At 65.1% G+C, this 22,489-nt stretch carries 22 protein-coding genes and 3 tRNA genes; 16 read left to right on the forward strand and 9 right to left on the reverse strand.

The window, feature by feature from the left end; translation table 11 throughout:
* Positions 1–16: 16 nt before the first annotated feature.
* The 4 genes from SI859A1_RS08665 to hemB all read right to left on the reverse strand — a co-directional run bounded on the left by SI859A1_RS08665 (position 17) and on the right by hemB (position 4,382).
* A complete protein-coding gene (locus tag SI859A1_RS08665; protein ID WP_009209419.1) occupies positions 17–766 on the reverse strand; it encodes an arginyltransferase in 750 nt (249 codons plus the stop codon).
* A 16-nt stretch (positions 767–782) separates the two neighbouring features.
* Positions 783–2,603, reverse strand: coding sequence for an SLC13 family permease (locus tag SI859A1_RS08670; RefSeq protein ID WP_009209420.1), 1,821 nt, complete (start codon positions 2,601–2,603; stop codon positions 783–785).
* 161 nt (positions 2,604–2,764) lie between these two features.
* On the reverse strand, positions 2,765–3,223 hold the full coding sequence (locus SI859A1_RS08675; protein ID WP_040326409.1) for an RDD family protein: 459 nt from the start codon (positions 3,221–3,223) through the stop codon (positions 2,765–2,767).
* Positions 3,224–3,347: 124 nt separating this feature from the next.
* Entirely contained in the window at positions 3,348–4,382 is a 1,035-nt protein-coding gene (hemB, locus tag SI859A1_RS08680) for a porphobilinogen synthase (protein ID WP_009209422.1), read from the reverse strand.
* A gap of 281 nt (positions 4,383–4,663) precedes the next feature.
* Here hemB and SI859A1_RS08685 point away from each other — a divergent pair, with 281 nt between their 5' ends.
* The 4 genes from SI859A1_RS08685 to SI859A1_RS08705 all read left to right on the forward strand — a co-directional run bounded on the left by SI859A1_RS08685 (position 4,664) and on the right by SI859A1_RS08705 (position 8,217).
* Entirely contained in the window at positions 4,664–5,086 is a 423-nt protein-coding gene (locus tag SI859A1_RS08685; protein WP_040325595.1) for a DUF6163 family protein, read from the forward strand.
* A 224-nt stretch (positions 5,087–5,310) separates the two neighbouring features.
* Positions 5,311–5,808: a transcriptional regulator LdtR gene (gene ldtR, locus SI859A1_RS08690; protein ID WP_370195042.1), complete on the forward strand. Its 498-nt coding sequence runs from the start codon at positions 5,311–5,313 to the stop codon at positions 5,806–5,808.
* Positions 5,809–6,422: 614 nt separating this feature from the next.
* Positions 6,423–7,787 (forward strand): selenium-binding family protein, encoded by a 1,365-nt coding sequence (locus SI859A1_RS08700; protein ID WP_009209425.1) that lies wholly within the window; start codon positions 6,423–6,425, stop codon positions 7,785–7,787.
* Positions 7,788–7,845: 58 nt separating this feature from the next.
* Positions 7,846–8,217 (forward strand): 2Fe-2S iron-sulfur cluster-binding protein, encoded by a 372-nt coding sequence (locus tag SI859A1_RS08705; RefSeq protein WP_009209426.1) that lies wholly within the window; start codon positions 7,846–7,848, stop codon positions 8,215–8,217.
* Between the two features lie 240 nt (positions 8,218–8,457).
* Here the strand turns inward: SI859A1_RS08705 and SI859A1_RS08710 are convergent.
* From SI859A1_RS08710 to SI859A1_RS08720, 3 genes are all read right to left on the reverse strand, one after another.
* Positions 8,458–8,532 (reverse strand) — tRNA-Glu (locus tag SI859A1_RS08710).
* A 183-nt stretch (positions 8,533–8,715) separates the two neighbouring features.
* Complete coding sequence (locus tag SI859A1_RS08715) at positions 8,716–9,747, reverse strand: YcbK family protein (protein WP_244400952.1); 1,032 nt, start codon at positions 9,745–9,747, stop codon at positions 8,716–8,718.
* Between the two features lie 227 nt (positions 9,748–9,974).
* Entirely contained in the window at positions 9,975–10,415 is a 441-nt protein-coding gene (locus tag SI859A1_RS08720; protein ID WP_009209428.1) for a VOC family protein, read from the reverse strand.
* Positions 10,416–10,772: 357 nt separating this feature from the next.
* Between SI859A1_RS08720 and SI859A1_RS08725 the strand changes: the two genes are divergently transcribed.
* From SI859A1_RS08725 to SI859A1_RS08750, 6 genes are all read left to right on the forward strand, one after another.
* Complete coding sequence (locus SI859A1_RS08725) at positions 10,773–11,351, forward strand: cold-shock protein (RefSeq protein ID WP_009209430.1); 579 nt, start codon at positions 10,773–10,775, stop codon at positions 11,349–11,351.
* Between the two features lie 15 nt (positions 11,352–11,366).
* Positions 11,367–11,831, forward strand: coding sequence for a DUF192 domain-containing protein (locus SI859A1_RS08730; protein ID WP_009209431.1), 465 nt, complete (start codon positions 11,367–11,369; stop codon positions 11,829–11,831).
* A 53-nt stretch (positions 11,832–11,884) separates the two neighbouring features.
* Positions 11,885–11,961, forward strand: a tRNA-Pro gene (locus SI859A1_RS08735).
* 66 nt (positions 11,962–12,027) lie between these two features.
* The gene (locus tag SI859A1_RS08740) at positions 12,028–12,333 is read left to right on the forward strand and encodes an ETC complex I subunit (protein ID WP_024350550.1); all 306 of its coding nucleotides are present in this window, start codon (positions 12,028–12,030) and stop codon (positions 12,331–12,333) included.
* Positions 12,334–12,368: 35 nt separating this feature from the next.
* Positions 12,369–12,444, forward strand: a tRNA-Arg gene (locus SI859A1_RS08745).
* Between the two features lie 210 nt (positions 12,445–12,654).
* On the forward strand, positions 12,655–13,707 hold the full coding sequence (locus SI859A1_RS08750; RefSeq protein WP_040325597.1) for a sulfotransferase domain-containing protein: 1,053 nt from the start codon (positions 12,655–12,657) through the stop codon (positions 13,705–13,707).
* A gap of 10 nt (positions 13,708–13,717) precedes the next feature.
* Here the strand turns inward: SI859A1_RS08750 and cysC are convergent, their stop codons facing one another.
* Positions 13,718–14,344, reverse strand: a complete 627-nt coding sequence (cysC, locus tag SI859A1_RS08755; RefSeq protein ID WP_009209434.1) for an adenylyl-sulfate kinase — start codon at positions 14,342–14,344, stop codon at positions 13,718–13,720.
* Positions 14,345–14,713: 369 nt separating this feature from the next.
* Here cysC and SI859A1_RS08760 point away from each other — a divergent pair, with 369 nt between their 5' ends.
* Positions 14,714–14,917 (forward strand): hypothetical protein, encoded by a 204-nt coding sequence (locus SI859A1_RS08760; protein ID WP_024350553.1) that lies wholly within the window; start codon positions 14,714–14,716, stop codon positions 14,915–14,917.
* A 79-nt stretch (positions 14,918–14,996) separates the two neighbouring features.
* Here SI859A1_RS08760 and metC read toward each other — a convergent pair whose 3' ends face one another.
* Positions 14,997–16,139: a cystathionine beta-lyase gene (metC, locus tag SI859A1_RS08765; RefSeq protein WP_009209436.1), complete on the reverse strand. Its 1,143-nt coding sequence runs from the start codon at positions 16,137–16,139 to the stop codon at positions 14,997–14,999.
* A gap of 257 nt (positions 16,140–16,396) precedes the next feature.
* On the opposite strand from metC, the gene SI859A1_RS08770 reads away from it, so the two are divergent.
* The 5 genes from SI859A1_RS08770 (at position 16,397) to SI859A1_RS08790 (ending at position 22,355) form a co-directional block, all read left to right on the forward strand.
* Complete coding sequence (locus tag SI859A1_RS08770; protein ID WP_040325598.1) at positions 16,397–17,416, forward strand: amino acid ABC transporter substrate-binding protein; 1,020 nt, start codon at positions 16,397–16,399, stop codon at positions 17,414–17,416.
* A 111-nt stretch (positions 17,417–17,527) separates the two neighbouring features.
* Positions 17,528–18,718 carry an amino acid ABC transporter permease gene (locus SI859A1_RS08775; RefSeq protein WP_009209438.1) on the forward strand — a complete coding sequence of 397 codons (1,191 nt, stop codon included), beginning with the start codon at positions 17,528–17,530 and terminating at the stop codon, positions 18,716–18,718.
* A gap of 17 nt (positions 18,719–18,735) precedes the next feature.
* Positions 18,736–20,235, forward strand: a complete 1,500-nt coding sequence (locus SI859A1_RS08780) for an amino acid ABC transporter permease (protein WP_009209439.1) — start codon at positions 18,736–18,738, stop codon at positions 20,233–20,235.
* A 53-nt stretch (positions 20,236–20,288) separates the two neighbouring features.
* Positions 20,289–21,035 (forward strand): amino acid ABC transporter ATP-binding protein, encoded by a 747-nt coding sequence (locus tag SI859A1_RS08785; protein ID WP_009209440.1) that lies wholly within the window; start codon positions 20,289–20,291, stop codon positions 21,033–21,035.
* Positions 21,036–21,191: 156 nt separating this feature from the next.
* Complete coding sequence (locus SI859A1_RS08790) at positions 21,192–22,355, forward strand: AI-2E family transporter (protein WP_148233783.1); 1,164 nt, start codon at positions 21,192–21,194, stop codon at positions 22,353–22,355.
* Positions 22,356–22,489: the final 134 nt, after the last annotated feature.

The following is a 22,489-nucleotide window of genomic DNA, read 5'->3' on the forward strand; positions in this document are numbered from 1 at the left end:
AGGGCGATGACCGGCGTCAGCCCTCGTAGCGTTCCCATCCCTTGGGCATCAGGTGCTCCTGCGGGCGGAAGCGGATCTTGTAGTCCATCTTGCGCGAGCCGTTCACCCAATAGCCAAGATAGAGATAGGGCAGGCCCAGCTTCCGCGCGCGCTCGATATGGTCGAGGATCATGAAGGTGCCGAGACTGCGCTCGCTCTCGTCGGGTTCGAAGAACGAATAGACCATCGACACGCCGTCGGCCATGACGTCGCTGAGCGCGACCGCGACAAGTTCTCCGTCGGAATGCGGGCTGAACGCCGAATCCGCACCGCGTCGGCGGTACTGCACCAACCGCGTATCCACCTGGCTGTCCTCGACCATCATGGCGTAGTCGAGAACGCTCATCTCGGCCATGCCGCCCTCGGCGTGGCGATGGTCGAGATAGCGCCGGAACAGCGAATATTGCTCGCTCGACGGTTCGGCCTGGTCCATCCGGCCGATCAGGTCGCGATTGCGCGTTGCCACGCGGCGCATGGAGCGCGTCGGCTGGAACTCGTCCACCAGGATGCGCACCGACACACAGGCGCGGCAGCGCTCGCAGGCGGGCCGGTAGGCGATGTTCTGGCTGCGGCGGAAACCACCCTGACTCAGGAGATCGAGCAGCGAGGGCGCGCGCTCGCCGGTCAGATGGGTGAACACCTTCCGCTCGGACTGCCCCGGCAGATAGGGGCAGGGCGAGGGCGACGTGAGGAAGAATTGCGGCGTCTGCGGATGATGAACCGTCAAGACCGAGCCTCCCGTCTCACAACGAATAATACCATGGGCCCACGATCGAAAATGTTAACCACACCAGAATTACCAGGGGAACACCGGCCTTGGCGAAGTCGACGAAACGATAGCGGCCGGGTCCCATGACCATGAGGTTCGTCTGGTAGCCGATCGGTGTGGCGAAGGATGCGTTGGCGGCGAAGATGACGCAGGCGAGAAAGGCCTGCGGCGGTGCGCCCAGCCGGTTGGCGATGTCGAGTGCGATGGGCGTGAACAGCACGGCGGTGGCGTTGTTCGACAGGAAGTTCGTCATGATCGCGATGACGATGAACAGGGCCGAGAGAATGATCGCCGGCGACTGGCCGTCCAGCGCGGCGACCGTGCCTTCGGCGATCATGGCGGCGCCGCCGGTGCGCTCCAGCGCCGTCGCCGCGGCGATCGCCGCGCCCACCAGCATGAAGATCGAGCGGTCGACCGAGCGGGCGGCTTCGCCCACCGTGAGGCACCCCGTCGCGACCATCAGCACTGCGCCGGTCACGGCGAGGACGTCGATGGGCAACAGGCCGGTCGCGGAGCCGGCGATGATGCCGAGGAAGATCGCGACGGCGAGCTTGGCCTTGGTGCTCTGCGGGATCGCCTGGGCGCTGTATTCCAGGAGCAGCAGATCGTGGTTGCCCTTGAGCGACGAGATCGCCGCCTCGCGGCCGCACAGCAGCAGCGTGTCGCCGGGCTCGAGCCGAATTTCCGAGAGGGCCGAGCGGGCCATGCGGCTCTTGCGCTGCAGGCCGAAGAGGGTGATCCCGAACTGGGTGCGCAGGCCCGAGAACTGCATCGTGCGGCCGGCATAGCGCGAGCCCGGTGCCACCACCGCCTCGGCCATCACCATGTCCGGCCCGATCTTGCGCTGTTCGGCCGAGTCGCCGGACGGATCGAGGGTCTTGATGGTCAGATTGCCGGCTGCCAGCGCCTTGGAGAAGGCCCGGCGCGTCGCCGTGACGATCAGCCGGTCGCCGGGCTGCAGCGAGACGCCGTCGAAGGGCGGCAGGAAGGTCTCGTCGTCGCGCAGGATCATCCGCGGCATCAGATCGCCGAGATCGGTGAACAGGCCGGCCCGCGCCGTGCTGCCGACGAAGGCATGCTCCTCGGTGATGTCGATCTCGCCGAGGAACTGCTTGCCGCCGGCATCGACGACGCGGCCCTGCGGGCCTTCGCGCGGGGTGAGGATGCGCGGCATCACCTTGATCACGTAGATGCCGCCGACCACCGCGATGGCGAGGCCCGGAATGGTGAAGTCGAAGAAGTCGAGGGTGATGCCCGAGCGGGCTGCGACGCCCGCCACGAGGAGGTTGGTGGACGAGCCGATCAGCGTCGTGACGCCGCCGAGGATCGACAGGAATGACAGGGGCATGAACACCCGCGAGGGTGAGATGCCGCGCTGGGTCGCCAGCATGGTGAGGATGGGGATGAAGATCACCACCACCGGCGTGTTGTTGAGGAAGGCCGACAGGACCGCGGCTGTCAACAGAACCACGGCGATCGCGCCGGCACCGGCCGTGCCGCCGATCCGCGACAGCAATTGCGTCGGCTGCGCCATGGCATCGGTGGCGAAGAGGCCCTGGCCGACGATCAACAGCGCCAGGACGGTAATCAGCGCCGGATTGGCGAAGCCGGCGAGCAGGTCGCCGCTGGTGACCGCGAAGCCGGCCGCGTCCCGATAGGGGAACAGCGCGAAGAGCAGCAGAAATGCACTCAGAGATGCCGCGGCGACGGCCTCGATCGGCCAGCGCTCCAGCGAATACCCGATCACACTCACCAGGATGAAAAGGTAAGTGACCCAGACGTGTAGCGAATCCATAAACCGCCGCGTTCCGTTGTCCGCCTGACCTTATCCGTGTCGGGGGGGCGAATGGCAACCCGTGGGGTCGATCGAACAGGATCGGCGGAAGCGGAGTTCAGCGCGATCAGCGACGGGAAGAGGGCGGACGGCGGTGGCGTCCGCCAGGGAAACCGTCGGGTTCAGCGGTCGCGGACGACCGCGGTTCCGAGCAACAGGTCGTGCAGCAACTGCTTGCGGCGCGTGAACAGGGCAACCAGCAGGACAAAGGGCGTCAGCACCGAGACGGAGGCCCAGAACAGGACGCCATGCAGGACCGCCAGCGTCGGGTCGACCCCTGCGCCGTCGAGGCGCGCGACACGCAGGCCGGCCACCCGCATGCCCGGCGTGGCCTGCTTGGCGCCGCCCATGGTGAAGGCGATGTAGACGATGGCGATCACCGGCAGGAGGATCGCGTAGAGGCCCCAGGCGAGGCCGAAGGAGACGATGCCGAGGATGAAGACGAGGATCGCCGCCGGCACCGACAGAAGCAGCACCAGCGCATAATCGACCACGAAGGACATCATCCGCCGGGTGCGCACGCCATCATAGAGCCGCGGCGCGTCGAGATCCGTCGCGCGTGCTTCGGCCGTCCGGGTCATGGTGTCGTCGTACACGGGCTGTCCTTCGTCGCAGTTTCCTGTCGTCCTCCAGATGGTGACGATCACGGCCGCGTGCAACGCCGGTGCCGCAGTGACGGCTGCCATGCGAGGCGCGAGCGGCCCGTCAGCGGCGGGGCATGCGCGCGGCGATGGTCGGCGAGAAGTAGCTGAGGATGCCGGAGGCGCCGGCCCGCTTGAACGCGGTCAGGCTCTCGATCATCGCCCGCTCGCCGTCGAGCCAGCCATTGCCGGCCGCCGCCATGATCATCGCGTACTCCCCGGAGGTCTGGTAGGCGAAGGTCGGGACGCCGAATTCGCGCGACAGGCGCGAGACGATGTCGAGATAGGGCATGCCGGGCTTGACCATGATCATGTCGGCGCCCTCGGCGATGTCCTGCGCGGCCTCGCGCACAGCCTCGTCGCTGTTGCCGTAGTCCATCTGATAGGTGCGCTTGTCGCCCTTCAGCATGCCGCCCGAGCCGACCGCGTCGCGGAACGGGCCGTAGAAGGCCGATGCGTATTTCGCCGCATAGGACATGATCAGCGTGTCGCGATGGCCGACCTCGTCGAGCGCCTGCCGAATGCAGGCGACGCGCCCGTCCATCATGTCGGACGGCCCGATGATGTCGCAGCCGGCCTCGGCCTGCACGACGGCCTGGCGGCAGAGCGCCTCGACGGTCTCGTCGTTGAGGATCCGGTCGCCCTCCATGATGCCGTCGTGGCCGTGGGAGGTATAGGGATCGAGCGCGACGTCGCAGAGGATGCCGACCTCGGGCACGGCGGCCTTGATCGCCCGGCTTGCCCGGCAGACGAGATTGCCCTCGTTGAAGGCCTCGCTGCCGCGCTCGTCGCGCTTGTCGGCATCGGTATAGGGAAACAGCGCGACGACCGGGATACCCAGATCCCGCGCGCGCCTGGCGGCTTCGACGCAGCCCTCGACCGAGAGGCGGAAGACCTCCGGCATGGAGGGCACCGGTTCCGGCGCGCCGCCGCCTTCGCGCACGAAGATCGGCCAGATCAGATCGTCGGCGGTCAGACTGGTCTCGCGCACCAGCCGGCGCGACCAGTCGGACTGGCGCAGCCGCCGCATCCGCAGGCCTGCCGTCGCCGCATCGATCCGCGTGGTGATCGAAACTCCAGAATCGCCGGTCCGTGTCATGCGGCAGCATCCTATCTGTCTGTCGGGCGCATCCGTCCCGCGCCTTTCATGGAGAAGCGAGAACGGCGTCCATCATGCGCGGGGCCGATCGCCGCGCGGTCGGCTTCTGCGTATGCCCTCGGCGCCGCGACTTCAAGATTGACGCGCTCTTCGCGTCCACCGTAGGTTCCGGCGCGTCGGGCGCTCGCCCGGCCCGCATGCGGTCATCCGCACGCCGTGTCTTCCCGCGCGACCGCATGCAAGGCGGCAAGGGCGCCGAACGGTCCGGAAGGTGGAGCCTCGTGATCAAGGGATTTGCCCAGCGCGCCAAGGCCGAAGCGTTCAATCGTGCGCTGGCGGTCTGGCTCTATCGCCTGGCGGCCATCGTGATGTTCGTCGCCGGCGTCGGCTACTGGATCCGTCTCGTCGGCATCGACGAGGGGCCGCTCAACCGCTTCGACCTGATGCCGCTGTGGTGGAAGATCGCCGCGCCGGCGCTGGCGGTGCTCTACCCGGTGGCCGGAATCGGCCTGTGGCTGACGGTCGGCTGGGGCGCTGTCGTCTGGGTGCTGATCGCCCTGATCGAAGCAGTCATGCATCTCGGCTTTCCCGAGTTGTTCGGCGCCAACCTCCTGTGGCTCGGCTTCCATCTGTGGGGTCTGGGCATGCTGGCGGTGATCCGCGCCGTCGGGCTGTACGAGCGGCGGCGCCTGCGCGGCTATTGAGGCGGCGGCCGTACCGGGCTCTGGCGGCCTGCCGGGACGCCGAAAGGAATTGTTCAGATCGGGGATAGGTCTTGTTAATCAAGACTTTGGATGCGCAAGTGTAAGGGCGCATTAAGCCTGCGGTTTAAGTCGAATTTTAGATGCGCTGCCTATGTTGGGTCTCAAGATGGGGTCGATAGAGAACATCCATCAGCTCAACAGCGGAGACTACTATGAACGCTCAGATGAAGGCAGACGCCGCCCCGCAGGTCGGTCCGAAGGATGAACTGAAGTCGCTTTACCTGGAGACCCTGCAGCTGGTCGAGCGGCTGCACCGCCGCCTGCTGGACGTCATCAAGGACGAGTTCGACCGCAACAGCCGCACCGACATCAACGCGGTCCAGGCGCTGCTGCTCTTCAACATCGGCGACTCGGTGCTGACCGCCGGCGAGCTGCGCACCCGCGGCTTCTATCTCGGCTCCAACGTCTCCTACAATCTGAAGAAGCTCGTCGATCTCGGCTTCATCAACCACCAGAAGTCGCGGGTCGACCGCCGCGCGGTGAAGGTGTCGCTGACCGATACGGGCCGCGAAGTCGCCGCGATCGTCGCCGAGCTCTATGACCGTCATATCGGCTCGATCGACAAGGTCGGTGGCCTCGACGAGCAGGAATTCCAGAAGATGAACCGTTCGCTGCAGCGGCTGGACCGCTTCTGGAACGACCAGATCCTGTACCGCCTCTAGACCCAGTCCTACAGACCTCCGCGCATTTGCCTCGCGACCCTCGGGTCAGCGGGGCCTTTGCCGTTCGGACACCGCGGGGCGAGGTGCTCGGGATCGCGCAGGGCAGGGGATCGCCGTTCCCGCCACAGCCCGGCGCCTGAGTTCGCAGCCGGTTCCGGGACCGGGCCGCCGATTCTGTCGTTGTGCGAACCGCTCAAGAGTGGTCAGGATGGGCGGCAGGAACTCGGATCGTGAGCCATGCCGGTGTATCTGGACCGCCTCGTGACCACGCTGGACGCCGCCGCCATGACGGACCGCGGCTCGGCGCCTGTCCGGGTTCAGGGAGCGAATTCTCCGCCACGCGCCGCGATCTTCCAGCCGTTGCAGCTTTTCGCAGATCGCCGGCGGCTCCTCGAGCCGGGCACAGACGCGCATCGCCTGACCGCCGCGCATCGGTTCCACGCCTTACGGCATCGCAGATCCCTCGGCGGCGTATCGAACACGCTTTTCCCAAGGGACAGGGCCGCAGTTCGGCGCGGCAACATCATCCATTCGCGGGATCGGAATCTCCCGTTCTCGAAGCGGACGCAAGCATAGGGACGCGCATCACCACGCCAGAGCCAAGGGAGGAATTCATGTCCAAGACCAATGGGAGCTGCTGCGCAGGTCCGGGCTATGCATCGCCGCAGGAGGCGATGAAGGCGCCGCGCGAGACCGTCGTCTACACGATCTGCATCTACACCGGGACCGGGATCGAGAAGCCCGACTACCTGGCCACCATCGATGTCGATCCGGACAGTGCGACCTATGGCGAGGTGATCCACCGGACCGAAATGCCGAATGTCGGGGACGAACTCCACCACATGGGCTGGAATGCCTGCTCCTCCTGCAACACCGACGGCAGCATGGAGCGCAAGTACCTGATCATTCCGGGCGTGCGCACGACGAACTTCTACATCGTCGACACCGCCACCGATCCGCGCCGGCCGACGCTGTTCAAGACGATTGACGGAAACGAGATCAAGGCGAAGACGAACCTCTCGGCGCCGCACACGGTACATTGCCTCGGCGCCGACATCATCGTGTCGATGCTGGGCGACGCCGAGGGCAACGGCCCCGGCGGCTTCCTGCATCTGGACAAGGATTTCAACATCATCGGGCGCTGGGAGGAGGATCTCGGCGCGATGCGGTACAATTACGACTTCTGGTACCAGCCGCGCCATAACATGATGATCTCGACCGAATGGGCGTCGCCCAACACCTTCATGCCGGGGTTCGATCTGGAGGATGTGGCGCGCGGCAAATACGGCCAGCATGTTCATTTCTGGGATTTCGCGAATCGAAGGGTCGAGCAGAGCATCGATCTGGGCGCGGAGGGCATGATCCCGCTGGAGGCCCGGTTCCACCACAACCCCGACAGCACGCATGGCTTCGTCGGGGCGGCGCTGGCCTCGAACATCTTCCACTACCACAAGGACAACGGCACGATCGAGATCGAGAAAATCATCGACGTGCCCACCGTGGATGTCGAAGGCTTCCCGGTTCCCATGCCCAGCCTGATCACCGACATCCTGGTGTCGATGGACGACCGCTTCCTCTATTTCTCGAACTGGCTGCATGGCGACCTCAGGCAGTACGACGTGTCCGACCCGGCGAACCCGAAACTGACCGGCCAGGTCTGGATCGGCGGGATGCTGGGCAAGGCACCGGAGGTGAACGGCCACACGGTCGACGGCGCGCCGCAGATGATCCAGCTGTCGCTGGACGGCAAGCGGCTCTACGTGACGACGTCGCTCTTCTCGACCTGGGACAACCAGTTCTATCCGTCGATGAAGGAGAAGGGCGGGATCATGCTGATCGTGGACTGCGACACCGAGGAGCGCGGCATGACGATCCGCGATGATTTCATCATCGATTTCAACGACGAACCGCATGGACCGGCGCGGGCCCATGAAACCCGCTATCCCGGCGGCGACTGCTCGTCGGATATCTGGGTCTGACGGGCGACGGTCAGCCGCATCCGGCGAGGCCGGATGCAGCCTTTGGAGAGACGCCGGCATGCGCAGGCACAGCGTCACATTGCGCAATCGCGGCGGGTTGGTCCTTTCCGTGGGCGAGGATGAGCCGATCATCCACGCCGTCGAGGCGGCCGGCCATGTCCTGCCGATCGGCTGCCGCTATGGCGGCTGCATCACCTGCGCCGCCCGGCTGGTTTCCGGCTCGGTCCGCCAGCCGAATGGCACGGCGCTGAACCGCCGCCAGTCGGAGGCCGGCTACGTGCTGCTCTGCGTGGCGCGCCCGAAGGAGGATTGTGTCCTCGATGTCGGCGTGGAGAGCCATGACAGGCTCTACGTCAATCCGTTCGCCAGCGCCGCGGCAGCGGACCAGTTGGCGCGCGCAAAGGGCAGGTCAGGACGGCGCTGTGCGTGAGTCGGAAGGCGGGGTGCCGGTCGCGCTGCGCGATAGGGTAGCGCGGAGGACGATGGCCGGCTGGTCACGGCGAGCTCGTCACGTTTCCTGCCGGGCAAACGCCATGGCGTGGTGCAGCCGGATCGCGAGCACGTTCGTTGCGATGCGCAGGCCAACCGTCAGCGGCCTGACTTCGCATCGCGAAAACAAGCCGGGGCGCTCGATATGTCTTGCCATACGGCAGGCGATTCAAAGGGGGAATGGTACGCCCAAGGGGAATCGAACCCCTCTCTCCACCGTGAAAGGGTGGCGTCCTAACCGATAGACGATGGGCGCAGCGACGGCGTGTATACGGTGAGTCTCCGGCGACCGCAAGAGCCGGAAAAGGGGTTTTTCGCCGTTGCGAGAAGTTTTTGCGACAGTCCGGAATTTTGCCTTTTGCCGGTCGGCGACGGCCGGAACGCTGGCCACGCCAGCCTTGGCCGGGGCGCCGATCCACCTAAGGAATCAGAGGGTTGGCTATTTGCGACCGCGGCAGGACCAGTTCCAGTCGCGCTTGTGCCCGACATCGACGTGGATCGCCTTGGTGTGACAATAGGTGCCGACGCCGCCGCGGCCCGGCAGCGACCGCACATAGGCGGCAACGGCCATGTTGTCGGCGCCGGGGATGATGATGTCGGCAGCCTTGCAGCCCATGTGCTGGGAGCGGCGCGCGCCGTTGACCCGCTTGTTGTGGGTCGGGCTGCGATAGCCGGAGGTGACGATCACCTTGGTGCCGTAGCGCCGCTCGACGGTACGCAGGATCCGCACGAGATCCGACGGGAAGCAGGAGGTCTCGACGCTCTCGCGCTGAACCATCAGGCCGTTCGGCGCCAGGCGAGCCATGCCGGTCGACAGGGAGGCGACCCGGTAGGAGCTCTCGACGTCCTCGATCATGTCTTCGTCGGCCGAGGCGCGCTGGCCGATCTCGAACAGCGAGGAGGGGTCGACGCCGGGAAGGGCCTCGGTGCCGGCCGCCGCGCCCTCGCGTTGCAGGACGACACGGCGCGACTTGCCCTTGTCGACATTGGCGATGGGCGTGCGGGCCTCCGAGCGGGCGAAGAGCGAGGAAAACAGCGAACGGTCGGAGGAGCGGCCTGCCGCGCCACTCGTGGATGCCTCGGTCGCATAGGCGACCATGGCCTTGTTCTCGCTGCCGGTCGGAATCAGCGGGGTGGTGGCCGGCATGTCGGCAATGGCGCGCGGCGGCGTCTGTGCTTCGGCCGTCTCGGTCGCCGGCGCACTGGTGTCGGCCGCTGCACTCGCAGCCTCCGTGCCCAGCGCTTCGCCGGTCGCCGACGTCCCGGCGTCCGCTTCGGATGCAGCCGCGACATCGACGGCAGCCGCGTCCTCGGTTCCGGGCGCCGTAGCGGTCCCCGCAAATCCGAAGGCCGAGGTATCGTCGATGGCGGAGACGCATCCCGACAGGATCGGCGCGGTCGACAGAAGCGCCAGCATCAGGAGATGCGGCGTCATCGCAAGGCGGCGGTGGCCCGGGCGGTCAGTTTTCAATCGTTTCCCCTCTCGGCAGCGTGTTCGCGAACCCGCCACGTCAGTCCTGCAACGACCCGGCCATCCTGCCGCGTCTCATGGTCCCCACCATGTGTCGCCACTGACAGTCTCGATGGTCTTACCAAGCGTCAGGTCGTGCACGGCGAAAGCATTGTCTCTCAATAACGCTCTGCCGTCTATGGTGGGAATGCGGCGGCACGATGGTCGCCGCATGTCCCGGTGGAAGCTTACCAGCTTCCGGTGTTCTGCATCGAGGCCCACGGCTCCGCGGGCTCCTTGGCCTCGCCCTTCTGCAGCAACTCGATCGAGATGTTGTCGGGCGACTTGATGAAGGCCATGTAACCGTCGCGGGGCGGACGGTTGATGGTGACGCCTTTGTCCATCAGGTCCTGGCAGGTGGCGTAGATGTCGTCGACCTCATAGGCGAGGTGGCCGAAATTGCGCCCGCCGGAATATTCCTCGGGGTCCCAGTTGTGGGTGAGCTCCAGAAGCGGCGCGCGGGTTTCCTTGGCGCCCGGCATGTCGTCCTGCCCGGCGAGGAAGATCAGGGTGAAGCGACCCTTTTCGCTCTCGACACGGCGGGTTTCCACCATTCCCAGCTTGTTGCAGTAGAAGTCGAGCGACGCGTCCACGTCGCTGACGCGAACCATCGTGTGCAGATAGCGCATTCGGTCTTGCCTTTCTTGTGGTGATGGCGCCGATGGTAGCGTGTTTGACCGGTGAGCCAACCCTTGCGGCGCAGAAAAAGCAACGACGGGACATGGGGCCGGCCCCGGATCGGGCAGGGCGCTGCCGGTCGTCCCTGGCCGCGGCCCATTTACTGGAGCGGCAACGCAGACGACGTCAGTTGGCGGCTGCAGTCAGCGCCATCGTTGCTGTCGTCGCGCCAATAGAACGCCGCCATGTCCGGGCGACAACCGGCATATCCTTGGAAAAGCCCGTCGGTGGCCTTGCCCCGATCGGGCTCATTGATGCTAAGTTCGGCCATTGCGATTCGGATGGTGGAAGTACAGGCGGAACCCCGAATGCCGGACAGAATCTCTGAAAACGCCGAGGACCGGGCCGGTCTGTCCGACACCGCGGATGTCGGCCTGTCCGTCATCTCGGGCCATATCAAATGGTTCGACGTCTCCAAGGGCTTCGGCTTCATCGTGCCCGACGACGGGGGCGCGGATATTCTCCTTCATGTCACCTGCCTGCGGCGCGACGGCCATGCGACGGCGCTCGAGGGCGCGCGGGTCGTCTGCGAGGTGCAGCAGGGCGAGCGCGGCCTGCAGGCTTTCCGGGTGCTGTCGATGGACCAGTCCACCGCGGTCCATCCCTCGCAGCTGCCGGCCCCGCGCACCCATTCGGTGGTCACCGCCAGCAGCGACCTCGTCTCGGCCGTGGTGAAATGGTTCAACCGGACCAAGGGCTACGGTTTCCTGACGACCGGCGAGGGGACCGAGGACATTTTCATTCACATGGAAACCCTGCGCCGGTTCGGCATGACCGAGCTGCGGCCCGGCCAGGACGTGCTGGTGCGTTTCGGGCAGGGCGACAAGGGACGCATGGCGGCGGAGATCCATCCTGGGACGGGTCCCGTTCAGCCGCCGTCCCACTGAGTTGAGGCAGATCCGATGGCAATGAGACGCGCGATCCTGGCGGCCGGTTTTGCGGCGGTGGCCGTCGTCGGGGCAGCCTACTACGCGGTGGCGGGCAACGGCCTGTCGACGGCGATGCTGGAGACGGCGACCGGCAGCCATGCCATCAAGGTCGAACTGGCGCAGACACCGGAGACGCGTGCCACCGGCCTGATGAACCGCGAATCGATGCCGGCGGACCAGGGCATGCTGTTCGAGTTCGACGAGACCCGTCCGGTCGCGATGTGGATGAAGAACACGCTGATTCCCCTCGACATGCTGTTCATCGATCCGGACGGGGTGGTGAAGCGGGTGAAGACCAATGCCCGGCCGCTGTCGCTGGATACGATCCCGTCCGGGGCACCGGTAAAATACGTTCTGGAGCTGAATGGCGGCGCCGCGGCCCGCTTCGGAGTGGCCGCCGGCGACCGACTTCGTCACCCGATCATTCCGCAGCCTTGACTTCCCGACCATTGCCCGCCAAACCCCGCATCGACAGGCACGTCACCAGTGTCCGGAGCGTAGCGCAGCCTGGTAGCGCATCTGGTTTGGGACCAGAGGGTCGCAGGTTCGAATCCTGCCGCTCCGACCAATGGTCGACGGACACCGGTTTTTGACACGGGCGTGGCGAAGCCGCGCCGCCGCCGACGAGGCCCAGATGGTTGCGAGAATCTATCGTCCGACCCGTACCGCCATGCAGTCGGGCAAGGCGAAGACGCGCGATTGGATGCTGGTCTACGAACCCGAGCAGCCCAAGCGCGTCGAGCCCCTGATGGGCTATACCTCGTCCGGCGACATGCTCTCCCAGCTCAGACTCTCCTTCGAGACCCGCGAGCAGGCCGTCGAATACGCCGAGCGCAACGACATCCCGTACCGGGTCGAGGAGCCGAAGGAAACGCGGCGCCCGAAGATCGCCTATGCGGACAATTTCCGCTATGACCGGCGCCAGCCCTGGACGCACTGACGGTCGACCGTCTGTTCCGGTGCCAGGCCGCCTACGGCCCCGTAGCTCAGAGGATAGAGCACCGGCCTTCTAAGCCGATGGTCGCAGGTTCGAATCCTGCCGGGGTCGCCAGCCGGTTCTCGATCGGGGCATGCGCCCAAAAGCGACGCGGGCCGCGCGTTCATGGTCGTTTTTTCACAATACCCTGAGCTCGGTCTAAACTAGGCGTTCTGCAACGGGCCGCAGATCCGCGCTCCGAATGGCGGCGCAGTGTGCTGCAGCGCCGGGCAACGGAACAGGACGCCAGCCGTTGCAACAATCAGTCGACCGCGAGCAACTTTGATGAACAACGAGTCTCTTCCCGGTTCCGAAAGCGATCAGAGCGGCGTCAACGACGGGGCGAGCGATGTCGACGCGCTGGCGCGCGAGCGCGTTGCGCTGCGGCGCGAACGTGACGGCTACAAGAACGCGTATGAGGAACTCAGCGCGGAGGTCGGAACGCTGCGGTCCGAGCGGGATGGCTACAAGGGTGCCTACGAACAGCTCGCCTCCGAAGTCGGAATGCTACGATCGGAGCGCGACGGGTACAAGGGCGCTTATGAGCAAGTGGAGCCGCGGTTCAACTACCTTCGTATGGTTGCGGGACCGGTAACTCGTGAGGAGGTCGCCCCTACGCTGGTTGGGAAGCCAAGCATCTTCATCGTGACGCTCCCTAAGAGCGGGACGGTGTATATTGCACACACGCTACGCCAGTCGCTTGAGTATGATTTCACATCTGTGATGGTCACTCCAACCTTCCCAAAGAACATTGTCTGGGAATCGATGGCGGTTGATTTCGTCAAAGGTGGAATGGTTTCGGCATCCCATATGGCACCTGACGCAATCAACCTCGCCGCTTTGAAAGATGCCGGGATTAGGAAAGCGGTGTTGCATTTCCGAGATCCCAGAGCCGCTCTCGCAAGTTGGTTTCATTTCCGAACGGCTTATGGCCAGTTCCCCTCGGAAAGAGAACGTCTTAGCCGCGTCGCCGTGGAGTTGCCCGAGTCGTTCCTTGCGCTTTCGAAACCGGAGCAGATGGATCACTTCATCGAGTCATTCTACCGTCCATGTATCGATTGGATGGTGGGTTGGCTCGATGTCATCGATCGAGACCCGGAATTCGAAGTGCTTCTGAAGACACACGACGACCTGAAAGGACAGGAGACCGCGTATCTCCAGTCAATTCTAGATTTCTACGAAATCGACGCTTCGTCGAAGCTGGTCGAAAAATCGGAAGCGACCCACTTTCGCAAAGGCGACAGCACCAGTTGGAAGGCGGATGTGACCGAGGCACAAGCCAAACGGCTGGCAGATATGATCCCCGAAGTTCTACGGCTGCGCTTCGGCTGGAACTAGGGAAACATCATCACGACATCGGCTCGAAATACTGGCCGCGACAGAGATAGCGCATGATCTGGTTGGCCAGAACGTCCGGTTCCTGTGTTCCCGCCTCCAGCCGGATTTCCGCCTGCTCGGGTGCCTCATAGGGGCTGTCGATGCCGGTGAAGTCCTTGATCAGCCCGGCGCGGGCGCGCTTGTAGAGGCCTTTCGGGTCCCGCTGCTCGGCGATCTCCAGCGGGGTGTCGACGAAGACCTCGATGAATTCGCCATCCTCGAACAGGCTGCGCGCCATCCTGCGGTCCGACCGATAGGGCGAGATGAAGGAGGCGAGCACGATCAGGCCGGCATCGACGAACAGGCGTGCCGCCTCCGCCACGCGGCGAATGTTCTCGACACGATCGGCTTCGGAGAAGCCCAGGTCGCGGTTGAGGCCGTGGCGCAGATTGTCGCCGTCGAGAAGATAGGTGTGCCGGCCGCGCGCAAAGAGGCTCTTCTCCACCAGATTGGCGATCGTCGACTTGCCGGCGCCTGAGAGCCCCGTGAACCAGATCACCGCCGGCTTTTGCCCCATGGCGGTCGCACGGCGCTGCTTGTCGAGATCGAAGGTCTGCCATCGCACATTCGGCGCATGGGAGCGTTCGGTTTCGGCCATGTCGGCACCATCAATGTCGGCAGGCCGTGACCCGCAGGAAGGGCGATGCAGAGCGCGCACCCCGCAGGGCCGGCTCTTTCCGTTCGCCGGGCAATGCCCGGTTTCGGACGCGTCGTCGTGGCATCATCGAGTGCCGGATGGTTGCTGTCCGGTCAAGGAAATGCAGGACGCCCATGGCCCGTGCAGCGGCGTTTGCCCGCGCCTCGGGACGGTTTTCGCGCGGGTTGCGGCGGGAAGGGCACAGCCGCAAAGCGGATCCGGGCGTAGGATTGTTTTCGCACCTTTCACACTCCAGCCACCAACAATCTTCATCGGCTAGTGAGGCGGGTGTGGGCATCATCGACAGGCAGACACGCTTGGAGGCAGACGATGTTACAGGCACGCTCGACGATCCTGGTGGATCATTGCAAGGCGGCCATGGCGGGCGACTTTCGCCATCCGGCCAGTGTGATGAACATGCTGGGGATCGACTACGAATACGCGCAGGACGATCCGCGCGTGGACGTTCGCGTCTTCCATGGATGCACGAACGTCCCGCGGGGACTGCCGTCCTACGTCCGCGCCATCGGCTGAGCCGCGCCGCGGCCAGCCCGCAGGCCCGGGTTTCAGCCAGGCGGCCCCGCATCGGCATCGCGACGCGGGGCCCTGACGATCAGCGGCCGTGAACGGCGGCGAAGCCCGCTTCCATGTCCGCCTGCAGATCGACCACATCCTCGAGCCCGATCTGCAACCGGATCAGGCTGCCCGCGGCCGGTCCCTTCGCGATGGTCCGGTCGCCCAGCGACGCCGGCACGGCGAGACTTTCGTGTCCGCCCCAGGAATAGCCCAGGCCGAAGACGCGCAGCGCGTCGAGAAAGCGCTCGGCCGCATCCGCATCCCCGTCGAGAACAAAGCCGAACAGGCCGCTCGCGCCGCTGAACTGACGCTGCCACAGGGCATGGTCGGGGAAGGATGGCAGGGCCGGGTGCAGCACGTCGAGGACGTCGTCGCGACCCTCCAGCCATTGCGCCAGCGCCAGGGCGGACGCCTGGTGCCGCTCCAGCCGCACGCCCATGGTCTTCAGGCCGCGCAGGACGAGATAGGTATCGTCGGGCGCGCCGTTGACGCCGAGCTGCATCTGCGTGTCGCGCAACTGGGCAAGGGTCGCCGCGTTCGCCGACACGCTGCCCATCATCAGGTCGGAATGGCCGCCCGGATATTTGGTCAGCGCATGGATCGACAGATCGACGCCATGCTCGAGCGGCCGGAAGAACAGCGGCGTCGCCCAGGTGTTGTCCAGCATCGTCACGGCGCCGCCGGCATGGGCCGCGTCGCAGACCGCAGCCACGTCCATGATCTCGAAGGTGTTGGAGCCGGGCGCCTCGAGGAAGACGACCTTCGTCTCCGGCCGCATCAGCCCGGCGATGTCCGCGCCGATATGCGGATCGTAATATTCGACGTCGACGCCCATGCGCCGCAGCGTGCCGTCGCAGAAGCGGCGGGTGGGGAAATAGACCGAATCGACCACCAGGCAGTGATCGCCGGCGGACAGGAACGCCAGCAGCGGCACGGTGACGGCGGCGAGCCCCGACGGCACGAGGATCGTGCCTGCGGCGCCCTCGAGTTCGCTCAGTGCATCTTCGAGGACCTTGGTCGTGGGGGTTCCGGACAGGGCGTAGCTGAACGGTGCCTTGGCCCGGTTCTTCAACTCCCTGGCGGTCGGAAACAGCACGGTGGAGCCGTGCACGACGGCCGGATTGACGAAACCATGCTGCGTGGACGGGTCGAACGGGCCGTGCGCGAGTTGCGTATTCATCCCCAGACGCGTGTCACCGGGCTGCGTGGATCGAGTGCTCAATTGTTGGGCTTCCTGATTGTTTGCGAGACGTGGATTGCCGTAATCGTCAAAATCGGCGGGAGAAAAGCGTCACATGCTTGACCTGCACAAATTTATGACATGAGATCAAGCCGCCTCGTGAAGATGCGTTTGCGATGCGGCTGCGGCTGTATGTGTGCGTCTCTCAACGATAAAGAAAAGCATGAACTGAAATCCATGCCTGGAAAGGTTTCCTGATGAAATTGAGACTTTTGACTGCCGTGCTGGGTCTGACCGTCGCCGGAGTGGCCGTCAGCGGTGCGTCCGCCCAGACGCTGCAAACGGTCAAGGATCGCGGCGTCCTGCGCTGCGGTGTCAACACCGGTCTGCCGGGCTTCGCCTCGCAGAACGATCAGGGTGCCTGGCAGGGTCTCGACATCGACTACTGCAAGGCAATCGCCGCCGCCGTGTTCGGCGACCCGTCCAAGGTCGAATACTCGCCGCTGTCGGCCGTTCAGCGCTTCCCGGCGCTGCAGAACAACGAAGTCGACGTTCTGGCCCGCAACACCACCTGGACGATGGACCGCGACACCACGCTGGGCCTGACCTTCGCCGGCGTGAACTACTATGACGGCCAGGGCTTCATGGTGAAGAAGGACCTCGGCGTGAACTCCGCGCTCGAACTGTCCGGCGCGACGGTCTGCGTGCAGAGCGGCACGACCACCGAGCTGAACCTGGCGGATTATTTCCGCACCAACAACATGGAATACAACCCGGTCGTCATCGAATCCCAGTCGGACGTGAACTCGGCCTATGACAGCGGTCGCTGCGACGTGCTGACCACCGATGCCTCGGGTCTGGCGGCCTCGCGCCTCGAGATGGGCAATGCCGACGAGCACACCATCCTGCCGGAGATCATCTCCAAGGAGCCGCTCGGACCTGCCGTGCGCCAAGGCGACACCGAATGGTTCAACGTCGTCAAGTGGACGCACAACGCGCTGCTGAACGCCGAAGAGCTGGGCGTCACCCAGGAGAACGTCGAAGACATGAAGACCTCGGAGAATCCCGAGATCCGGCGTCTGCTCGGCGAAGACAAGAACTTCGGCGAGTCCATCGGCCTGTCGCAGGACTGGGCCGTGAACATCATCAAGGCCGTCGGCAATTACGGCGAGATCTTCGAGCGCAACATCGGTGTCGATACGCCGCTGGAAATCGCTCGTGGCCAGAACGCCCTGTGGACCAAGGGCGGCCTGCAGTACGGCATGCCGATCCGCTGAGCTGATCAAGCCGGGCCGGGCGCGTCTGTCGCGTCCGGCCCGCCCGGCATGGCCCGTTTGCCCCTTGCGGCCGCCGGGGATCGTCAACTTCCGCAACGCCCGGGAGCGTAGATGACCGTCGAAACCCATTCCGTGCCGCGTCAGGGCGGCGGGGCCAGTTTCCTGAACAATCCAACGGTCCGCAGCATCGTCATCCAGGTCGCCCTGGTGGTCGGTCTCGCGCTTTTCACGTGGTGGATCGTCGACAACACGGCGCGGAACCTCGCAGCCGCCAATATCGCGTCCGGCTTCGGCTTCCTCGCCGAGCGGGCGGGCTTCGACATCGCCATTACGCCCTTCACCTATTCGAGCAACGCCACCTATGGGCACGCGATCCTCATCGGGATCGCGAACACGCTGGTCGTGGCGATCAGCGGCATCATCCTGGCGACCATCGTCGGCTTTCTCGTCGGCATCGGGCGCCTGTCGCGCAATTTCCTCGTCCGCTCGATCTCGACCGTCTATGTCGAGACCTTCCGCAACATTCCGCCGCTGCTGGTCATCCTCTTCTGGTACTTCGGCGTGCTGTCGGTTCTGAGCGGGCCGCGCGGCATCGACGAGAGCCCGGTCGGCGTCTACCTGACCAATCGCGGCCTGCAGATCCCGGCCATCCTGTTCGAGCCGGTCGCCTGGGCCACGCTTGCGGCCCTTGCCGTGGGAACCGCCGCCACAATCCTCTACGCGCGGCGCAGCAAGAAGCATCAGATGGCCACCGGCGAGCGCCGGCCGGTGCTGTGGCCGGCCATCGGCATGATCGTCGGCCTGCCGCTGCTGGTCTTCGTCGCCACCGGTATCCCGGCGACGCTGGAGTTTCCCACCGCGACGCGCTTCAACCTCGCCGGCGGCATCCAGATACGACCTGAATTCATCGCCCTGTGGCTGGCCCTGTCGATCTACACCGCGGCCTTCGTGGCGGAGATCGTGCGCGCCGGCATCCTGTCCGTCTCGAAGGGACAGACCGAGGCCGCCTCGGCGCTCGGACTGACGCGCGGCAAGCTGCTGCGGCTGGTCGTCGTGCCCCAGGCGTTCCGGGTGATCATTCCGCCCCTGACCAGCCAGTATCTCAACCTGACCAAGAACTCGTCCCTCGGACTGGCGATCGGCTATCCCGAACTCGTCGCCGTCGGCTCGACCGTCCTGAACCAGTCCGGCCAGTCGATCGAGGTCGTGGTGATCTGGATGACGGTGTATCTCGGCCTCTCCATTACGGTGTCGCTCATCATGAACTGGTTCAACGCCAAAATGGCGCTCGTCGAGCGATGATCGGGGGCGAATAGATCATGGAAGAACAAGTCGCCCGTTTCGTTTCCACCGAGGAAAAGCTGCCGCTGCCGCCCCCGCCCAGCGAGGTCGGGTTCATCGGCAATGTCCGCCGCAACCTCTTCGCGACGCCGCTCGACAGCGTCCTCAGCGTGATCGCCGGCGCATTCATCGTCTGGGCCGCGATGAACATCTTCAACTGGGCGTGGCTCGATGCTGTCTTCACCGGCAGCGATCGCACCGCGTGCCTCGTCGAGGATGGCGGCCATGGCGGCGCCTGCTGGGCCTTCGTCAGCGCCAAATTCGGCCAGTTCATGTACGGCGTCTATCCGTTCGGCGAACGCTGGCGCATCGACGTCACGGTGGTGCTTCTGGCGCTGCTGGTGGCCGGCCTCGCGATCCCGCGGATGCCCCACAAGCGCCTGAATGCGATCCTGCTGTTCGCGGTGTTCCCGTTCGTGGCGCTGGTGCTCCTGACCGGCGGCGAGTTCCGCTTCGCCGGCGGCACGGTGGCGCTGGTCTTCCTGGTTGCGGCCGTCGCCACGCTGAGCAGCGTCCTGGCCAAGCCCGACGTCGACATCTCGCAGAGGCCGGTCAAGATCGCCGCCGGTTTCGCCGGTCTGGCGCTCCTGCTGTTGCTGGTTTCGGCAGCGGTGGATGCGGATCTGTTCCGCTTCCTCGGCTACCGGTTCTCGATCCTCTCGGTCGCCGCATTCGTCGCGTCGCTGGCGGCGATCGCGCTCGCGGTCTGGGCCGGCTTCCATGCCGGGTCCGAGGGGGCGGGCGTCTTCGGGCTGCTGGTTCCGACCCTCGCGGCGCTGGCCTTCATCGTGCTGATGACCGGCGACTTCGGGCTCCGGCCGGTTCCCACCAATTTGTGGGGCGGCCTGATGGTGACCCTGGTCGTGGCGGTCAGCGGTATCGCAGCGTCGCTGCCGCTGGGTATCCTGCTGGCGCTCGGCCGGCGGTCGTCGATGCCGGCGGTGCGCCTGTTCTGCATCGTGTTCATCGAGTTCTGGCGTGGTGTGCCGCTGATCACCGTGCTGTTCATGGCAAACTTCATGCTGCCGCTGTTCCTGCCGGAGGGCGTGACGTTCAACCAGCTCCTGCGGGCGCTGGTCGGCGTGGCGCTGTTTTCGGCCGCCTACATGGCCGAGGTCATCCGCGGCGGCCTGCAGGCGATTCCGAAGGGGCAGTATGAGGGCGCCGACGCCATGGCGCTCACCTATTGGCAGAAGATGCGGATGATCATCCTGCCGCAGGCGCTGACGCTGGTGATCCCGGGGATCGTCAACACCTTCATCGGGCTCTTCAAGGACACCAGCCTCGTCTACATCATCGGCCTGGCCGACCTTCTGGGCACGGTCCGGCGCGGCTTCAACGATCCCGACTGGATCACCCCCACCACACCAGCGACCGGCCTGGTCTTCGCCGCGTTCATCTACTGGCTGTTCTGCTTCTCCATGTCGCGCTACTCGATCTACACCGAGCGGCGACTGGATACCGGACACAAAAGCTGAAGGAATCTCCCATGGCCGTCGACATCGACACCAAGCCGGGCAATGCAGACCGCATGGCTATCTCCGACGAGATCGCGGTCGAGCTTCTGGGCGTCAACAAGTGGTACGGGGAATTCCACGTGCTGCGTGACATCAACCTGACCGTGCGCCGCGGCGAGCGGATTGTCATCTGCGGGCCGTCGGGCTCCGGCAAGTCGACGATGATCCGCTGCATCAACCGGCTGGAGGAACACCAGAAGGGCACCATCACCGTCGACGGGATCGAACTGACCAACGATCTGAAGAAGATCGACGAGGTGCGCCGCGAGGTCGGCATGGTGTTCCAGCACTTCAACCTCTTCCCGCATCTGACGATCCTGGAAAACTGCACGCTGGCGCCGATCTGGGTCCGCAAGACGCCCAAGAAGAAGGCCGAGGAGGTGGCGATGCACTACCTCTCGCGGGTCAAGATCCCCGAGCAGGCCCACAAATATCCGGGCCAGCTCTCCGGCGGCCAGCAACAACGCGTCGCCATTGCCCGCTCGCTGTGCATGAGCCCGAAGATCATGCTGTTCGACGAGCCGACCTCGGCACTCGATCCCGAGATGATCAAGGAAGTGCTCGACGTCATGGTCGGGCTGGCGGAAGAGGGCATGACGATGCTGTGCGTCACCCACGAGATGGGCTTCGCGCGGCAGGTGGCCAATCGCGTCATCTTCATGGATGCCGGCCAGATCGTCGAGCAGAACGAGCCGGAGGCGTTCTTCACCAATCCCGAGCACGAGCGCACCAAGCTCTTCCTGTCGCAGATCCTGCACTAGCACGCCGCCTGACACTCGCGCGGCGGACATCGGCCGCAGCGGGCCGATGGAGCAGGGCGGACGGCGCCGGATTGCCTGATGCCGTTCCTTCGTGACGGCAAGGGAACCTCATTGTGATCAGGCCGTTGGTGCATATCTGACCGAGGGGATGCGCCATTGTCTGAACGATCGAGCGAGGGGCGTGAAGACAAGCGCTCCACCACCCTGTCCCCGACGATCGGCCTCGTCACCAACCAGCATATTGAAGCCGGCCCGCGCTGGGCGGTGATCGGCATCTTCTTCATCCTGCTGTTCGGGGCGCTGTATCTGACGGCGAGCTTCGTCCTGCCGGTCATCATCGCGCTGCTCTTCGCGCTGGTCATGAGCCCGGTGGTGCGGTTTCTGCGGCGGCGCTTGAAGATCTGGGAGCCGATCTCGGCCTTCTTTCTCGTCGTCGGCGCGCTGGTGACGATGGTGCTCGGCTTCTACATGCTGAGCGATCCGATCACGAACATCGTCAACGACGCGCCGCGTTACGCCGCCGCCGTGGATCAGGAACTGCGCTCGGTGCAGGAGCGGTTCGCCCGGCTGGAGGCGGCACAGCAGAATGTCGAGCAGGCCGCGGCGCGGAACGCGCCCAATGACGGCCAGCCCGACGAGGTCGTCGTCAAGAACCCCGGGCTTCTGGACAATGTGACGACCGCAGCGCCGCAGATCGTCGCCTCGGTGGGCTTCTCGCTTGTCTTCCTGTTCTTCCTCCTGGCATCGGGCGACCTCTTCTACCAGAAGCTCGTCCGTGCCATGCCGACCCTGTCGGACAAGAAGCGGGCGCTCAACATCGCCCACGAGATCGAGCGCGAACTGTCGCGCTACCTGTTCACGATCACGCTGATCAACGTCACCCTCGGCCTGACCATCGGCACGCTGCTCTGGTGGGTCGGCATGCCGACGCCGATCATCTTCGGCGCACTGGCGACGCTGTTGAACTTCATCCCCTATATCGGCGCGCTGATCGGCATGTTCCTCGTCGGCGTCATCGCGCTGGCCGAGTTCGGCAGCCTGTCCAACGCGCTGGCGCCTGTGCTGGTCTATCTTGCCTGCACGACGGTGGAGGGTCAGCTCGTGACACCGATGATCGTCGGCCGCCGGCTGGAGATGAACGCGGCCGCGGTCTTCCTGTCGGTGGCGTTCTGGGGCTGGATCTGGGGCGTCGTCGGCATGTTCCTGGCCGTGCCCGTGATGGTCGCTCTCAAGGTGCTGGCGAGCTATGTCGAGCCGCTCGGACCGTTCGGCGATTTCCTGTCGGTCGGTTCGAAACGCCCTACGAACGACGACGACTGACGGGCTCCGGGGCGGGGTGTCCTGATCTCATCCTATGATCGTGGAGAATCGAAAAGGGCGGTCCAAGCGCCGCCCTTTTGCGTCCGGATATCGCCATCCAGCCTGCGCTGCGGCATATGGCTCGACCTGACCTG

Origin of the sequence: Aurantimonas manganoxydans SI85-9A1, assembly GCF_000153465.1 — a bacterium.
Taxonomy (GTDB): Bacteria; Pseudomonadota; Alphaproteobacteria; order Rhizobiales; family Rhizobiaceae; genus Aurantimonas; species Aurantimonas manganoxydans.